This window comes from Sorangium sp. So ce1014 (genome assembly GCF_051521505.1).
In the GTDB taxonomy this organism is placed as follows: Bacteria; Myxococcota_A; Polyangia; order Polyangiales; family Polyangiaceae; genus Sorangium.
The window spans coordinates 141,362-157,740 of sequence record NZ_CP150356.1; the positions used below are offsets into that span (position 1 = coordinate 141,362).

General features: G+C 72.4%; 12 protein-coding genes. 4 read left to right on the forward strand and 8 right to left on the reverse strand.

The features are described from left to right. Positions 1-177: 177 nt before the first annotated feature. Positions 178-990 carry a dienelactone hydrolase family protein gene (locus WME75_RS00525; RefSeq protein ID WP_437485304.1) on the reverse strand — a complete coding sequence of 271 codons (813 nt, stop codon included), beginning with the start codon at positions 988-990 and terminating at the stop codon, positions 178-180. A gap of 409 nt (positions 991-1,399) precedes the next feature. After that, positions 1,400-2,383, reverse strand: coding sequence for a TauD/TfdA dioxygenase family protein (locus WME75_RS00530; RefSeq protein ID WP_437485305.1), 984 nt, complete (start codon positions 2,381-2,383; stop codon positions 1,400-1,402). A 297-nt stretch (positions 2,384-2,680) separates the two neighbouring features. On the opposite strand from WME75_RS00530, the gene WME75_RS00535 reads away from it, so the two are divergent. From WME75_RS00535 to WME75_RS00545, 3 genes are all read left to right on the forward strand, one after another. Then, a complete protein-coding gene (locus WME75_RS00535; protein ID WP_437485307.1) occupies positions 2,681-2,929 on the forward strand; it encodes a hypothetical protein in 249 nt (82 codons plus the stop codon). 403 nt (positions 2,930-3,332) lie between these two features. Further along, positions 3,333-4,037 (forward strand): hypothetical protein, encoded by a 705-nt coding sequence (locus tag WME75_RS00540; protein ID WP_437485309.1) that lies wholly within the window; start codon positions 3,333-3,335, stop codon positions 4,035-4,037. Positions 4,038-4,232: 195 nt separating this feature from the next. Continuing rightward, the gene (locus WME75_RS00545; RefSeq protein WP_437485311.1) at positions 4,233-5,894 is read left to right on the forward strand and encodes an amidase; all 1,662 of its coding nucleotides are present in this window, start codon (positions 4,233-4,235) and stop codon (positions 5,892-5,894) included. Between the two features lie 21 nt (positions 5,895-5,915). On the opposite strand, the gene WME75_RS00550 is transcribed toward WME75_RS00545, so the two are convergent. The 6 genes from WME75_RS00550 to WME75_RS00575 all read right to left on the reverse strand — a co-directional run bounded on the left by WME75_RS00550 (position 5,916) and on the right by WME75_RS00575 (position 14,950). After that, positions 5,916-6,776 carry a class I SAM-dependent methyltransferase gene (locus WME75_RS00550; protein ID WP_437485313.1) on the reverse strand — a complete coding sequence of 287 codons (861 nt, stop codon included), beginning with the start codon at positions 6,774-6,776 and terminating at the stop codon, positions 5,916-5,918. 159 nt (positions 6,777-6,935) lie between these two features. After that, entirely contained in the window at positions 6,936-7,121 is a 186-nt protein-coding gene (locus WME75_RS00555; protein WP_437485314.1) for a hypothetical protein, read from the reverse strand. Between the two features lie 490 nt (positions 7,122-7,611). After that, positions 7,612-8,025, reverse strand: coding sequence for a PilZ domain-containing protein (locus WME75_RS00560; RefSeq protein WP_437485316.1), 414 nt, complete (start codon positions 8,023-8,025; stop codon positions 7,612-7,614). 257 nt (positions 8,026-8,282) lie between these two features. Further along, a complete protein-coding gene (locus WME75_RS00565) occupies positions 8,283-12,383 on the reverse strand; it encodes a DUF3344 domain-containing protein (RefSeq protein ID WP_437485318.1) in 4,101 nt (1,366 codons plus the stop codon). Beyond that, positions 12,380-14,233 carry an OmpA family protein gene (locus WME75_RS00570; protein WP_437485320.1) on the reverse strand — a complete coding sequence of 618 codons (1,854 nt, stop codon included), beginning with the start codon at positions 14,231-14,233 and terminating at the stop codon, positions 12,380-12,382. Before WME75_RS00570 ends, WME75_RS00565 begins: the two co-directional genes overlap by 4 nt. A 294-nt stretch (positions 14,234-14,527) precedes the next feature. After that, complete coding sequence (locus WME75_RS00575) at positions 14,528-14,950, reverse strand: hypothetical protein (RefSeq protein ID WP_437485322.1); 423 nt, start codon at positions 14,948-14,950, stop codon at positions 14,528-14,530. Positions 14,951-15,026: 76 nt separating this feature from the next. On the opposite strand from WME75_RS00575, the gene WME75_RS00580 reads away from it, so the two are divergent. Next, a complete protein-coding gene (locus WME75_RS00580) occupies positions 15,027-16,217 on the forward strand; it encodes a cytochrome P450 (protein ID WP_437485323.1) in 1,191 nt (396 codons plus the stop codon). The last annotated feature ends 162 nt before the right edge of the window (positions 16,218-16,379 follow it).

The window sequence follows — 16,379 nt, forward strand, 5'->3', positions numbered from 1 at the left end:
CAAGGTCGGCGTCTCTGATCCTCGCGCGCACGGCGTCAGGGTATCCCATCGGCGGCGCGCCGGGGGGCGGGCGCGGGGTAGCGAGGGGGCCCGGGTTGCGTGTGGAGTAGCAGCGGAGGCGCAGCGTGCTGCCGGGGCAGCAGCGGCCGCGGAGCCGCGGTCGCGGCTGGCCCGCCGTCAGGCGACGCCGTGCCGGGTCAGCCAGTCGAGCTGACGCTCCCAGGCGTCAGCGGCGGCTTCAGGGCGGTAGCTCGGCCGGTAGTCGGCGTAAAAGGCGTGCGGGACGTCGGGGTAGACCCGGATCTCGGAGCGCGCGGCGCCGGGCGCGCCGCCGGCCTCGGAGGCCGCCTGGAGCGCTTGCTGCAGCTCGGTGACCGTCGACAGGGGGATGCCCTGGTCCTGCCCGGCATAGAGGCCCAGCACGGGCACCTGAAGCGCGCTCGCCACGTCGATCGGGTGCTTCGGCTGCGCCTCGGTCCGATCGCCGGCGAGGCGCCCGTACCAGGCCACCGCCGCCTTCAGCGCGGGGTTGTGCGCGGCGTACAGCCACGTGATGCGCCCGCCCCAGCAGAAGCCCACCGCGGCGGCCTTGCTGGCGTTGGCCTTCCCGGAGGCGCCCGCGAAGGCGACGCTCGCGTCGAGGTCGGCGAGCACCTGGCGGTCGGGCACGCGGCCCGCCAGCGCCCGTAACTCGTCGACGGTGCCGAGGCGGCTCGGGTCGCCCTGGCGAATGAACAGATCCGGGGCGAGGGCGTAGTAGCCGCGCTTGGCGAAGCGGCGGACCACATCGCGGATGTGCTCGTGGACGCCGAAGATCTCCTGGATCACCAGCACCAGCGGAAACGGACCGCCGGAGGCGGGGTGGGCGCGGTAGCCGGGGAGGTCACCGGCCGGCGCGGGTACGGTGACGGCGCCGGCGATGAGGCCGGCGTCGTCGGTGTGGATGGGGCTCGGAGCGTTGCTCTCGGCGATGGGCGTGGAAGCGGTCATGGCCTGACCGTGGGCAGCCGCCGTGCCAGAGGAGGCGGCTGGCCGACCCGACCCGGGTTGGGCCGACCCGACCCGGGTTGAGGTGGCCGAGGTTGAGGTGGCCGAGGTTGAGGTGGCCGACCCAGGTTGAGGCGGCCGATCCAGGTTGAGGTGGCCGACCCAGGTTGAGGCGGCCGATCCAGGTTGAGGCGGCCGACCCAGGTTGAGGCGGCCGGCCGACCCAGGTTGAGGCGGCCGGCCGACCCAGGTTGAGGCGGCCGGCCGACCCAGGTTGAGGTGGCCGGCCGACCCAGGTTGAGGCGGCCCGGCCTGACCGCAGTGCATCGCCGATATCTGTGTAATGCTCGTTACGTGTCCGGCCCGTGGGGACCCTGGAACCCCGTCCACTCGACGCCTGCGCTCGCCGCGGTCACGCCTGCGCCTCCGCCTCGGGCGCCTTGTCCTTCCGGGCGGCCTTGAGCTTGCTCGGGGGCCGCTTGCCGAACGGCTCGCCGGCCACGATCTCGGAGCGGACGCCGTCGACCCCGACCGGGATGTCCCCGGTCAGCGTCACGCGGTAGAGCACGCGCTCGACGTCGAGGTGCCCGAGATCCTGCGGGCCGAGGTGCGCGGTGGCCCGGTTGTCCCAGAACGCGACGCTGCCCGGCTCCCACCGGAACCGCACCGTGTAGGCCGGGCGGCTGATCTGCTCGAAGAGCAGGTCGAGGATCGCGCTGCTCTCGCGCGCGGACAGGCCCACGATGTGGCTCGTGAAGCCGGGGCTGACGAACAGCGCGCGCTCGCCGGTCTCGGGGTGGACGCGCACCACGGGGTGGACCGAGACCAGCGGGGCCTCGCGCACCTTGCGCAGGTACGGGCTGTCCTGGTCCTGCGGGGCGAACCGCAGCCCGAAGCGGTGCTCGGCGCGCAGCCCGTCGACGAGCGCGCGCAGCGGCGCGGACAGCCCCTCGTAGGCCGCCACGAGGTTGGTCCAGGTGGTGTCGCCGCCGAAGGGCGGCAGGATGTGCGCCCGCAGGATCGACGCCGCCGGCGGGTTCACGGCCGCGGTGACGTCGGTGTGCCAGCGGTTCTCGTAGCTGAAGCGCTTGCCGTAGCGGCGATCGTAGCGGCGGCTGTCGATCGCGAGGATCTCCGGGTGCTCGTCGAACGGCTCGTCCTCGTGCGGGTGGGCGTAGGTCACCTCGCCGAAGCGCGCCGCAAAGGCGATCTGCTCGGCGTGGCCGAGCGTCTGGTTCCGGAAGAAGACGACCTTCCACTTCAACAGCGCCGCGCGGATGGCCGCCACGGACTCGTCGGGCAGCGGCCTGGAGATATCGGCGCCGTGGATCTCGGCGCCGGTGTGCCCTGCGAGCGGCTTCACCTGGATGGCTTGATCGGATGGTCTCTGGCTCATGGCTCTCCTCTGCGTGGTCCCCCCGTCACGTTCTTCGTGGCGATCGGGTATGCGGGTGCCGTGCCAGGGAGCGAGCGGCGGCGAGCGCGCGTGGAGACAGCAGGGTTGGGGGCGGCCTGCGGAAGCTCGTTGTGCTGGGCGACTGAGCTAGCACTGCTGCGGGAAGTTGCCCTGAGCAGCAGAAGAACCGCCATGGCGGATGCGCCGGTCAAGACCGGCATGAGGGAGCAGGTGAGGGAGGCCGTCCCGGCATTTCTCCCTCCCCTTTCCCTGGTTTCCCCACGCTCATCTTCGAGCGTGCTGAGCCGCAGCACCGAGGAGTACGACAGCGGCGACAAGCTCGAGCATTACAAGAGCCTCGCCTCTCTGCGAGAGTATGTCCTCGGGTCGCATCGGGAGCGCAGCGTGGAGGTCTGGACGCGCGACGCTGATGGCGGCTTCACGTCGGCTACCGCGTGTGAGGGGGACGTCGCGCACCTGTCGTCGATCGGCGCCAGGCTCGACGTCCGCGAGCTTTACGAAGCGGCGGTCGAGCCGGGGGCCTGAGGACAGAGCAGCCGGGGCTCCGAGGGGCTCGTTCTCCGCCAGCGTCACAATCACGGAGCGCAGGGCGCGCTCATGATCGGTTGGGTTGAGGGGGCGCTGGGGCCGCCGCGCGTGGTTCGCTCGATCGGGCCTTCGGAGCAACTGCTGTGGTTCGAGGGCGCGCTCGTCCTGCTGCTGGCCGACGTCTTGACCGTGGCGTGCGCGACCAGCGAGCGACTCCAGGCACTGCTCGCACACCCCGCGCCGCCCGGGCTCTCGCCCGCGCCAGCGAGGTACTCCTACGGCCCGATCGCCGGCCTTTCGCAGCCCGAAGCGCTGCTTGGGTCGATAGAGTACATGGATCGGTACTTCCCGGAGGCGTTGAAGCTCTACGAGACGGAGACCGGCTGCCGTGTCCGCGGGGGTGCTCCAGGGCGCTCTCGAGACGCAGTTCCAGATAAAGCCCGGCGGCTGTATCGCCACGGCTCCGCGTCACCCCGATCGGCTCGCGCGAGCCAGCTCGTTCGGTGAGTGGCAGCCGGGTTTGCGCGAGCAGGAGGGCCTGCGCGTCCAGCTCGAGAGATACCAGGCATCGGACGCGCTCGCGACTGCGGTGCTCGCCGCGGACGAGCTCGTAGGAGGGTTCCGTGGGCAGCGCGGGATCTCGATCGTCGCGCCGTGGGCGGCGAGCATGATCCGTGAACGGACTGCGTCCGGCATCTGGTCTGCGCCAGTCCACCCTTACAACGGCGCCTGGTTCATCGGGTGGATCGAGAACACGGCGGTACGCACGGGCGTCTACGTGGACGAGAATGGCGGGGTATGGGCCTCGTGGCAGGAGCCAGACGACGACGAGGTGCAAGTGCGCCTGGTGGGCACGAGCGTCGAGCGCTGGTTCGAACGTCAGGTCTACCTTCTCGAGAACGGCTACGCGTCGGAGGCCACGTGCCGTACGGAAGAGGCGCTGCCGCCCGGGCTCAGTCTCCGCGAAGATCTCTCCGACGCCGCTGCGCAGATCTTCGTGGACGGAGATGCCGTGTGGCTCGTCGAGGAGTGCGGCATCCAGCGAATGTCCCGCCGTGTGTCCAGCGTGTCGGACGTGCTGGCAATCGCAGGTCGCTTCGGGTAGCGATGGCACGGATACGGAGATCCCGCGCGTCCGACCGCCGGCGCTCATGACGGCCCCCTCGCACCTGGTGCACGTGGCCCCACGAGGAGCGCCGATCACCCCGCCGCCGATCACCCGCCGCCGCGGCGCGCTGTCGACGCGCACCGCGATCGCGGCCCGTCGCGTGACGGGCCCCGTCGAGTAAGCTGCGCCGCCATGAAGGTCCCCCGACTCACGGGCCGCGCGCTCACGGCAGCGCGCCTCGCGGCCGAGGCGCCCGGGTCGTCCGCAGCGCTCCGGAAAATGCTGAAGCGCACCATGGGCATCGATCGGCTCTCGTCGCTCCCGGACGCCTGGCGCGACGAGGTCCCCGCGGACGCCCGGCCGATCCAGGCCGCGGCGCCGCGGCGCTGGGACGACGCCGGGCTCGGCGCGCTCCCGCTCCGCGACTGGCCCACGACCTCGCTCGCCTACGCCGCGGCCTACCGTCGGGGCGCCACGACCCCGCGCCGCGTCGCCGAGCGCGCCCTGTCCGAGATCGACGCGCTCGCCGCGCAGCGCCCGTGCATGAACATCGCCGTCGCCGCCGCGCGCGAGGCGACCCTCCGGGACGCCGATGCCGCGACCGCGCGCCACGCCGCGGGAAAGGCGCGCGGCCCGCTCGACGGCGTGCCCTTCCTGGTGAAGGACGAGTTCGACGTCGAGGGCCTCCCCACCACGCTCGGCTCGCGCTGCGGCCCGCTCTCGCCCGCGCCGCGCGACGCCGCCGTGGTCGCCCGGCTCCGGCAGGCGGGGGCCGTGTTCCTCTGCAAGACGGTGCTGACCGAGTGGGGCATGTCGCCGATCGGCAACAGCGTCCACCAGCGCATGCCCCACAACCCGCACCACAGCGAGCGCGCGGCCGGCGGCTCCTCCACCGGCTCCGCGGTGGGCGTCGCGCTCGGCCTCGCGCCGCTCGCGGCGGGCGGCGACGGCGGCGGCTCGATCCGCACGCCCGCCGCGATGAACGGCGTCTTCGGCATCAAGCCGACCTTCGGCCGGGTGAGCCGCGCCGGCGACGGCTTCAAGGGCTCGGTCGCCCACGCCGGCCCGATCGCCTGCAGCGCGGCCGATCTCGCCCTCTTCCTCGACGCCGTCGCGGGCGAGCCCGACCCCGACGACGACCTCACCGCGTGGGCGCCCCCGCCGCCCCCCGGCGGCTTCGGCGCGCTCCTCGGCGCCGGCGTGCGCGGCCTGCGCATCGGCGTGGACGAGGCCGAGTGGCGCGACGCCAGCATCCCGGTCGCGAGCGTGTGCCGGGGGGCGCTGCGCGAGCTCGAGCGCGAGGGGGCCGTCCTCGTGGACGTGCAGATCCCCATCGCGCGGTACGCGGCGCAGATCGGCTACCTCGTCATCGGCCCCGAGTCGCTCGCGGCCCACCAGCGCGCCTTTCGGGAGCAGCGCCACCTCATCAGCGAGGACCTGCGCGTCACCTTCAGCGTGCTCTCGGGCGTCACCGCGCGCGAGCAGCGCGACGCCGCGCGGCTGCGCGCGGGGATGCGGCGCGACGTGGCGAGGGCCCTCGCCGGCGTCGACGTGCTCGCGCTCCCGACGACCGCGATCACCGCGCCCCGCTACCTCCAGGCGGAGGAGGGGCGCGCGTTCCTGGATCCCGCGGCCCTCGACGGGCTGTGCCGCTTCGCCTTCCTCGCCAACCTCACCGGCCTCCCCGCCGGCACCGCGCCCGTCGGGAGCGACGCCGAGCGCCTCCCCATCGGCCTGCAGATCGTCGGCGACGCGTGGGACGAGGCGGCTGTCCTCGCCGTCCTCGCCCACCTCGAGCGCTCCGAGCTCGCGGTCGCGCCGCGGCCCCCGGGAGGGATCGACCTGCTCCGGTAGCGGGCCCGGCGCGCCTCTCCGTCAGTCCACGGCCGCCGTCACGACCCACACGGCGCCTCCCATGCGCACGCCCTCGGGGCCCGCATGGGGCGCGATGGCCTCGCGCAGGTCGGCCCGCACGCGATCGACGAGCTCCGGCGCGGCGTTCGCCTGGCGCAGCGCGGCGGACGCCGGACCCATCTGCAGGAGGAAATCCACGGTCTCGTCGAGCGATCTCCCGCCTGCCACCGAGAGCTCCCGGTCGATGGGCTCGTGATGCACCCGGACGAACCCCGCGCGCGACAGGATCGCTCCGACGCGCGCTGCGTCGGCGAACGCGAACGGGCCGGGGGCGTGCGGATCGGGCTGCGGCAGGGGGAGGTGCCTGGCCACGGCCAGGGTCGGCACGACGAGCCAGGGGTTCTCCTGGAGCGAGCGCCAGCAGACGAACGCGAGCCGCGCGCCGGGCCGCAGCGCCTTCCGGAGGTTCGCGAAGGCCGCCTCGGGGTCGGCGAAGAACATGACCCCGAAGCGCGAGTAGAGGACATCGAATGGCCCGGGCAGCGCCGCGGTCTGCGCGTCCGCGTTCTCGAAGGCCACGTTCGCGGCGCCCGCCGAGAGCGCCGCCGCGCGCGCCCTGTCCAGCATCGGCGCGGACACGTCGACGCCGACGACGGCGCCGCCGGGGCCGACGCGGCGGCCGAGCTCGAGCGTTGTGTCGCCGATACCGCAGCCGACGTCGAGGACGCGCTCGCCCGCGGCGAGCCCGGCGCGATCCATGGCGAGGGCGCCCAGCGGCCGGATCTGCGCCGAGATGACGTCGTGGAGGGCCACCCACTTCGGCCCGCCGACCTCGTTCCAGTACTGGATCTGATCGGCGTTCGGGCCAGAGACCTTGATCATCGCTCGAGCTCCTTATCGATGCGCGCGCGCGGGGCGCTTCCCCGGCGGCCCCTGAGAGCTATCTCCCTTCGGCGTCCGGTTCCACACCCGCGCAGCCTCGCGCCGAGCGCCGCTGCTGGCCCGGCCGCGCGCCGCGCGTCGATCACGCCCGGCGCGCGCTCAATGGCCGAGCGCGAAGAGGAGCTCCAGCGAGCCGAGGATCTCCCTGTTGGTCAGGTTGCAGTGGCCGTAGCGGTGGACCGGGAAAGGGACCACGACGCCGCGGTCCGAGGTGTCGACCTTGAGCAGGTAGAGCGGCTCATGCCAGTAAGGGACAATCTCGTCCAGGGTGGTGTGCAGCGTCACGAGCGGGAGGGAGACATCGCCGGTGGTCTCGTGCAGAGCGACGTTCCTGAGCGCTGTCGGCGAGGCAGCGAAGCGCGCGACCCGCAGGTTGAGCAGGAGATCGTTGCGCGAGCCGAAGTAGATGCGCCCGCGGTTGTCATAGGGGTTCCCGCCGAGCTGCGTGATCGCGTCGTTGGTGGCGAAGATATTGAACGAGAGCGCGTTGACGATCGTCGTCGCGACGGTCTCCGGCTCCTCGGGATCGAACGCCGCCTTCGCCGTGCTCCGTAGCTGCGCCGCTCGACAGCAGGGCTCACGCAGCGGTTGCGGATGCTCGCTAGTCGCGCGATGACCAGGGTAGCTGGGGTCTCCAGAGAGTCAATGCTCGCGCCGGAGATGGCTTTGGGGCCCCGCCGCGCGTTCTGTGGCGAACGCTCGTGCCGGCGGTCCTGGGTGCAGGACGGACAGGTTGTGTGGTGGTCGCTCGAGAGGGAGGCGGCTGCGCGGCGGATCAGCTGAGCGAGATCATCGCCGCCGTCGCCGCGTAGTCGACGCGCTGCGCGCGGTACGGGTAGGTCGGCGGGAAGCGCTCGAGCGCCTCGCGGAGGCGCCGGCTCGACGCGCGGTCGAGCGGATCGAAGCGCAGGCCCACGGCGCGGCCCGGGTCGCCCTCGCGCCGGCCGTGCAGGGTGCGCGCGATCGTCGCCGTCGCGTCGACCCAGAGGTCCGTGCCCGGGATCCGGAACGAGACGATCACCGGCTCGCCCGTGAGCGCGCGGGCGCCCGTCAGCACGAGCATGCCGTCGATGGACAGGTCGATCGCCCGGGTCCCGAGCAGCCGGAAGCCCCGCTCGCGCACCGCCTGGCACTCCACGATCGCGGCGCGGCGCGTGACGCGGCGCTCGCTGGCGAGCAACATTTCCATGGTCGTCCTCCTCGGTGCGGTACGCTACGGAGGATCGCTACAGGTGGGCAATAAACTTACATTGCGTTCCCTGCGCTGCGGCAGGGTCGAGGGCGAACGTAGGTGGGAGCGGGGTCGGGTCTCTCGGCGCCTCCCGAGGAGGCCCACGGCTTCCTGAGGAGGCCCACGGCCTCCTCAGGAAGCCCACGGTCGCTGGAGGGGGCCTCCCCCCGCCGGCGAGGCGGGGGGAGGCGCGGCCGTGGGCTCTCTCGTTTCTGCTAGCGGCCCGCGCGGCGGCGCCGGCGCAGGACGAGGCCGGCGAGGGCGGCGAGCATGGGCAGGAGCGCGGCCGCGCGGAGGTTGCCCGCGGGGCCGGGCCGCGCGGCGCAGAGGCCGTTGCCCTCGGCGAAGATGCCGCTCGGGTCGTTCGCCGCGGGCCCGCAGGTGCCCGGCGAGCTGTCGATCGAGCTGCACACCTCGCCTGACGGGCAGCTGTTCCCGTCGGCGCCGCGGCAGCCCTCCACGCAGGCGTGGTCCTCGCAGATCATCCCGCTCGTCGGCCCGCCGCAGTTGATGTCCTGCCGGCAGGCCTGGGCCTGATCGTCGGCGCCGTCGTTGGGATCGGTCTCGCCCTCGTCGATGGCGCCGTTGTGGTTCGCGTCCTCCACGCCGTCGGCCACGCCGCCGTCGTCGGTGTCTGCGTCGAGCGGGTTCGTTGTCGTCGTGGGATCTGCATCCGCGATGCAGGTCTCCGCCGCCGCGTTGGTCGCCGCGTTGGCGCAGTCGCGCCCGAGCTCGGTGCCGTCGAACAGCCCGTCGCCGTCGCTGTCCGGGTCGAGCGCGTTGATCAGGTTGTCGCCGTCGTGATCGTCGCTGAAGTTCGGCTCCTCGCCGTCGAGCACGCCGTCGTCGTCGCTGTCGGCGTCCTCCGGGTCGGTGCCGAGGTGGTCCTCCAGCGCGTCGCTCAGCCCGTCGCCGTCGGTGTCCGCCGGCGTCCCGTCGTCGTCGCCGTTGTTCGGATCGGTCTCGCCCTCGTCGATGGCGCCGTCGAGGTTGAAGTCCTCCTGGCCGTCGGGCACGCCGCCATCGTCGGTGTCCGCGTCGAGCGGGTTGGTCCTGGTCGCCCCCTCGTCCGCGTCGGCGCGGCAGTGGCCCGCTTCCGCGTTGGTGGCCTCGTTGTCGCAGGGCAGGCCGAGCTCGGTGCCGTCGAACAGCCCGTCGTTGTCGCTGTCCACGTCGAGCGCGTTGATGAGCCCGTCGCCGTCGGTGTCCTCGCCGGAGCTCGGCTCCTGCCCGTCGATCACGCCGTCGTCGTCGCTGTCGGCGTCGTCCGGATCGGTCCCGATCATCTCCTCGACCGCGTCGGGCAGCCCGTCGCCGTCGCGATCGTCCCCCACCGCGTCGTCATCGCCGTTGTTGGGATCGGTCTCGCCCTCGTCGATGGCGCCGTTGTGGTTCGCGTCCTCCGCGCCGTCGGTCACGCCGCCGTCGTCCGTGTCCGGATCGAGCGGGTGCGTGGTCGTCGTGGGATCTGCATCCGCGATGCAGGTCTCCGCCTCCGGGTTGGTGGCGGCGTTGTCGCAGGGCAGGCCGAGCTCGGTGCCGTCGAACAGCCCGTCGCCGTCGCTGTCGGGGTCGAGCGCGTTGATGAGCCCGTCGCCGTCGTGGTCGTCGCTGAAGTTCGGCTCGTCGCCGTCGATCACGCCGTCGTCGTCGCTGTCGGCGTCCTCCGGATCGGTGCCGATCAGGTCCTCCAGCGGGTCGCTCAGCCCGTCGCCGTCGGTGTCCACGACCGGCAGGTCGTCGTCGCCGTCGTTCGGGTCGGTCTCCGCTCCGCCGATCGCGCCGTCGAGGTTGATGTCCTCCTGGCCGTCGGGCACGCCGCCGTCGTCGCTGTCCGCGTCGATCGGCGAGGTCTTTGTCGCCCCCTCGTCCGCGTCGGCGCGGCAGTGGCCCGCGGTGACGTCGGTGGCGGCGTTGTCGCAGGGCAGGCCGAGCTCGGTGCCGTCGAACAGCCCGTCGTCGTCGCTGTCCACGTCGCGCACGTTGATGAGCCCATCGCCGTCGGTGTCGTCGGCGGGGTTCGGCTCCTGTCCGTCGAGCGCGCCGTCGTCGTCGCTGTCGGCGTCGAGCGGATCGCTCCCGATCGTCTCCTCGAGGTCGTCGCTCAGCCCGTCGCCGTCGGTGTCCACCGGCGCCGCGTCGTCCGCGCCGTCGTTCGGATCGGTCTCGCCCTCGTCGATGACGCCGTCGAGGTCGAAGTCCTCGTGCCCGTCGGGCACGCCGCCGTCATCGCTGTCGGCGTCGAGCGGATCGGTCTTCGTCGCCCCCTCATCCCCGTCGGCGCGGCAGTGCCCCGCGGCGGCGTTGGTGGCCGGGTTGTCGCAGGGCAGGCCGAGCTCGGTGCCGTCGTAGAGCCCGTCGTTGTCGCTGTCGGGGTCGAGCGCGTTGACGAGCCCGTCGCCGTCGGAGTCCTCGTCGAAGCTGGGCTCCGCGCCGTCGGGCACGCCGTCGTCGTCGCTGTCGGCGTCGTTCGGATCGGTGCCGGCGTCGATCTCGGCGGGATCGTCGATCCCGTCCTCGTCCGAGTCGCAGCCGTTGCCGATCACGCCGTCGCAGTCGTTGTCGATCGCGTCGCCGCAGACCTCGGCCCCCGAGGGCTCGCACACGCAGGCGTTGCCCGCGGGGTCGCACGTCGGCGCGAGCGGCCCGCAGTGGGCGTCGGTGAGGCACTCGACGCACGTGAAGGGCGCCGCCGCCGTATCGCAGTACGCCGTCGGCGCGGCGCAGTCCGCGTTCGTCTCGCACTCGTCGACGGACACCTCGGTCGGCGGCACGCCGCCCTCCGGGCCGTTGCCGTCGGTCGGCGTGTCCTCGGCCGGCGAGCCTTGCTGCCCGGCGGCGTTGACGATCGCCTGGTTGGCGATGAGACCCGAGACGCCGGCGTCGACCCTCACCTGGAAGGTGATCGTCGCCGACCCGCCGACGGCGAGCGTGCCCCCCGCCGTCCCGTTCGCGCCGGCGCCGAGCCGCACGCGAACCGTGCGCGTCCCGGCGTCGAACTCGCCCTGGTCGTCGCCGGCCGCGTCCGTCTTCGCGCCCATGTTGGCGCCGGCCGTGACCGAGAGCGATCCCGGCACGTACGTCACGCCCGCGGGCAGCGGATCGGTGAGCACGGTGCCGACCGACGCGTCGTTGCCGTTGTTGACGACCTCGACCGTGTACTGGAGCACGTCGCCCGGGCGCAGCCGCCCGCCGTTCACGTCGACGACCGTCTTGGTGGAGGACGTGAAGTCCGGCTTGAAGGTCGAGATCGACGTGATGAAGCCGGCGAGGAAGTACAGGTCCATGGTGCTCGACGCCCGGATGGGCGCCGAGGTCTGCCCCGGCGCCACCCTGGAGGTGATGTCGAAGACGTCGATATCCATGCCGGACATGCTCCCGGCGGTCCCGGCGAGCTGCGGCAGGTCCCCGACGTTCGACACCGGCGCGTTGAAGTACGAGCGCGTGCCGTTGAAGAAGTTGTCGGCCGGGTTCAGCGTGTCGCCGAGAGCGGTCCCGTTGAAGAAGAACTGGTCTCCCGTGTGGGCCACGTCCCCCTCGAACGCGACCATCCCGATCTTCGCGTCGTAGCCCGCGTTCGGCACCAGGAACCCGTCCAGGGTGGCGTCCCGGGGCGACCCGGTGGCCACCGTGTCGAAGCCGTCGAAGAGCGCGAGGTTGCGCGGCGGCTCGGAGGCGAGCTCGTAGAACACGACCAGCCACCACCCGGCGAAGTGGTTGTCGAAGTTGTTGTTCGTGAAGGTCGCGCTGTCGACGCCGCTCACCCGGTACGCGCCGGGCCCTCGCGCCTGCACGACGGCGGTGATGTCCGCGACCGACTGGTAGTAGACTCGGCTCGAGCTGATCGTCTCGACGCTGTCGATGGCGGTCACCTCCTCGGAGAAGCCGCTCGCGCCGGGCCGCTCCAGGGTGACGGCCGTATCCGCGTCCCCGGTGGTCCCGAGGTGCGCGCCCCAGTACAGGTACGCGTGGGTGACCGTCGCGCCGGCCGGCAGCTGGAGCACCGCGGTGGTGCGCGCCTGCGCGGCGGTGATGCTGGTGTTCGCCTCCGCGTCGCCCTCCGCGGGCGAGTCGGCGCGCCAGTACGTATCGGGCGAGCTGTCGCCGATGTTGTTCCCGCAGGGGCCGATGTCGCCCAGCAAGGGCGACTCGATGTCGTCCCTGCCGCACTCGTGGCCCAGCGTGTTCCCGATCAGGGCGAAGTCGCCCCGCTGGTCGACCTGCACGCGCAGCTCGGGCGCGGCGTGCGCGGTGCCGCCCTGCCCGCCTACCCAGGCGAGCCCGACTAGACCACCTATCGCGTAACGTCTCTTCACGGCGCCTCCTGCTGCTGCTTCGGCTTCTTTTCGAGGATCTTGAACTGCACGCGGCGGTTCTGCTGGCGTCCCTCGTCGGTGTCGTTGTCCGCGATCGGGACGTCAGGCCCGTAGCCCTTCGACGCGAGCCGATCGGCCTCGACGCCGCGCTGGACCAGCGCCTTCATGACAGACTCCGCCCTCGCCTGGCTGAGCTTGATATTGTACGCGCGTCCGCCGCGCGGATCGGTGTGTCCTTGCACCTCGATCTTGGTGATCTCCGGGTGCTCCTTCAGCACACCCGCGACCTCCTCGAGGAGCTCGTCGCTCGCCTTCTTGATGGTCGCCTTGCCGGTGTCGAACTGCACCTGCTGGAGGATGACGATCTCCTGCTCGGTCACGCGCACCGCGACGGGGCAGCCGTTCTTCGCCGGATCCGAGTTGGGCTTGCCCTTCTCGTCGGGGCACGCGTCCTGATCGTCGCGCACCGTGTCGCCGTCGCGATCGCCGGGGCAGCCATTCGTCGCCGGATCCGAGGTGCGGAGACCGGGGATCTCGGGGCAGGCGTCCTCCGCGTCGATCACACCGTCGCCGTCCTTGTCCGGGGGCGGCGGGCAGCCGTGCTTCTTCGGGTCCTCGTTGCTCGGGCCGGCCTCCTCCGGGCACGCGTCGACGTCGTCGGTGATGCCGTCCTTGTCGCGGTCGCCTGGGGGCGGGCAGCCGTGCTTCTTCGGGTCGTCGTTCGCGATGCCGGCCGTATCCGGGCACGCGTCGACGCGGTCGAGGAAGCCGTCCTCGTCGCGATCCGAGGGCGGGCAGCCGTTCATCTTGGGATCGTTGTCGCGGACGCCGGGCACGTCCGGGCACGCGTCCTGCTCGTTGGCGATGCCGTCCTTGTCGCGGTCGGGGTCCTCGCGCCGGACCTCGGGCGAGTACGCGAGCATCGCGATGGCGCGGAAGTCCGGGGTGCCGATGCCCGACGTGAAGCCGGGGCCGGCGGCGACGCCGAGCTCGAAGTCGCGGAGCGTCGGCGCGAAGCGGTAGCGCACGCCGAGCAGGGCCTCGACGTTCGTGTTGCGCGCCTCCGGCTCCTCCAGCACGGTCGACACGGTCACCTCGGGCCCGATCTGGAGCTGCTCCTCGGGCAGCAGCAGCAGGCCGACGCCCGCGCCGCCGTTGAACATCAGGCCTTGCCGCACCTGCGCGAACGTCTGCGCGGGGCGCAGGTCGACGCCGGCCGCGGCCGACCAGACGAAGCCCGGGATCCGGCCGCCGGCGATGAGCTGGGGCATGCCGCGCACCGAGTCCTCGCCCACGAACGAGCCTTCGCCGCCGCCGGTCGGCAGCCAGACGAAGCCGCCCACGGCGAGCTGGAACGGGTCGAAGTACTCGCCGACCAGGCGCAGGCGCAGCCCGACCCGGAGGTCGCCGAACTGGGCGCCGCTCGGCGAGGCGAACGAGAGGCCCTCCGCTGCCGGGCTATCGCCCTCCTGCAGCACCGCGAGCGGGGCGTCGACGTTGATGTGCAGCCGGTCCCAGAGCGAGAGCGACGCGTTGAGGTGCAGGAACAGCTGGTGGCCGACGATGGCGCCGAGGTGGTCGTCGGTGCCCACGCGCGTGAGCACGAGCGGGTTGTGGGCGTAGTCGCCGAGCAGCGCGAGGTGGAGCGTCGGGCTGCCGTCCTGGTGCGGCGAGGCCGCGTACGGCGACGGCACGCTGAACATCCGGTCGCCGGCGGGCGCGGGGTTGAAGCGGTTGAGCGCTAGGCCGCGCGCCGGTCCCGCCTCCTGAGCGGACGCTGGCGCGGCCCACGCCGCCGCCGCTAGCACGGCGGCGCCGCAGAACCATCGAGGGGGGAAATGGGCTCTCATGCGCAGGATCACCTTTGAGTGCATTGGGCGAGCGGCCGTCGGTTGCACCGGCGCGCAGGCACGTTGGGGAAAACACCGCGTCCTCGATGTGGGGGGAGCGGCGTGGAATCCCGGGCCGTCTTATATTCTCCGCCGGACGCCACCGGTGGACTTTTCGATGGGCGGCCGGCCGAATTCGGATCGGCCTCAACAGGGCGGCTCCTCCTGCGACCCGGGCTTCGCAGCGCCGCCCTTGCAAGCGTTGTGCACGCCTCGTCCGCGCGCGGTGCCGGCTCGTTCCGGCGACTTCGCGCCTCAAAGCGGCGCCGCGGCGGGGCGATAGAGGTCTACGGACATCAGGGCTGCGGCCCGGGTGCATCGGGTGCCGGCGCCAGCGCGCTTCTCTCGCGGCCGCCGCCGCGCCTGTGCAGCGCCGTTTCCGCGGAGCGGCGCCCATCTCGCCAGCCGGCGGAGCGCCCCACGGCGCCTCCCGACGAGCGACCGGTCGGGGAGCTCCGCGCCGTTCACGCCGTTCACGCCGTTCACCGGCGCTTCGGGCTGTTCCACGTGGGGAGCGGCGCGCCGCTCCTGATGTTCACGGGCATCATCGGCGCGGTCATCGCGGGTTGGCAAGGCTTTTTGCTCTCGCTCCCGCTCGGGCTGGCGGGCTCTGCCGTACTGGCGGCCTCTGCGCTGCGCCACCGGGGCCTGCGGATCGCGCTTCATCCAGCGCGCCATCCCTGGCTGGATATCCTTGCATCGTCTCTCTGCCGGCGGCAGCTCCCGGCGATTCCTCACGACGGAGGTCCTGGCGATGAACCTTTTCCCGGACGAGATGCGGCGTGATCCCTACCCCCTGTACGAGCAGATGCGGAGCGGCTCTCCCGTGCTCCACGTCGCCCCGCTCGATCTCTGGATGATCTTCGATTACGAGGGCGTGAAGCGGGCGCTGACCGACCACGACGCGTTCAGCTCTGCCGTGACGCCCCCGACCGGCAAGGCCCCGGAATGGATCGTCTTCTCCGACCCGCCGCGCCACACGAAGCTTCGCGGGATCGTCCTGCGGGCCTTCACGCCGCGATCCATCGCGGGCCTCGAGCCGCGCATCCGGCAGCTGTCGCGCGAGCTCCTGGATCAGCGGATCGAGCACGGGACGATGGACCTCGCGGCGGACTACGCGGGCCCGCTGCCCACGATGGTGATCGCCGAGATGATCGGCATTCCCACCGGGGACCGGGCGCGGTTCATGCGCTGGAGCGAGGCGATCGTGAACCTCAGCCACACCCTCTCGGGGGGCGAGGAGGCGGCCAGGGTCGTGAGCGAGCACGCCGCGGTCAAGGAGGAGATGAAGGCCTATCTCGCGGACCTGCTCAAGGCGCGCCGGAGGGCGCCGGCGGATGATCTCTTGACCCGCCTCGTCGAGGCCGAGGTGGACGGCGAGCGGCTGAACGAGGACGAGCTCGTGAACTTCTTCCAGTTCCTCCTCGCGGCGGGCACCGAGACGACCACGAACCTGATCGACAACGCGATCCTGTGTCTCATCGAGAGCCCGGCGGAGCTCTCCCGCCTCCGGGCGGCGCCCGATCTCGTGCCCTCGGCGATCGAGGAGGTCCTGCGGTACCGCTCGCCGCTCCAGATGGTGTTCCGCGAGACGAGGCGCGTCGTCGAGATGCACGGCCAGGCGATCCCGGCCGGGCAGCTCGTCCTGCCGGTGATCGGCTCTGCGAACCGAGATCCCCAGCACTTTCGCGATCCTGGCCGCTTTGACATCGCGCGCGATCCCAACCCGCACGTCGGGTTCGGGCACGGCATCCACTTCTGCATCGGGGCGTCGCTCGCGCGCCTGGAGGCCAGGATCGCGCTGCCGGATCTCCTCTCGCGGCTGAGGGGCCTTTCGCTGGCGAGCAAGGAGCCGTGGGAGCCGCGCAAGGCGCTCATCGTGCACGGCCCGGTGCGCCTGCCGGTCTGCTTCGAGCCGGGCACGCGCGCCGCCGCGGTGGCCTGACGCCGCGGGGCGAAGCCCGCCCGGCGATACGACATCCTCCGTTCCCGGCGCGCGCGCTCACGACGGGGGATGCTGGCCCCGGTGATGGCAGGGTCGACCCCGGTGAGCGCCGCGAGGGCCACACCCAGGGCGATGGGGGGGCGATGATGTGGATGCACCGTC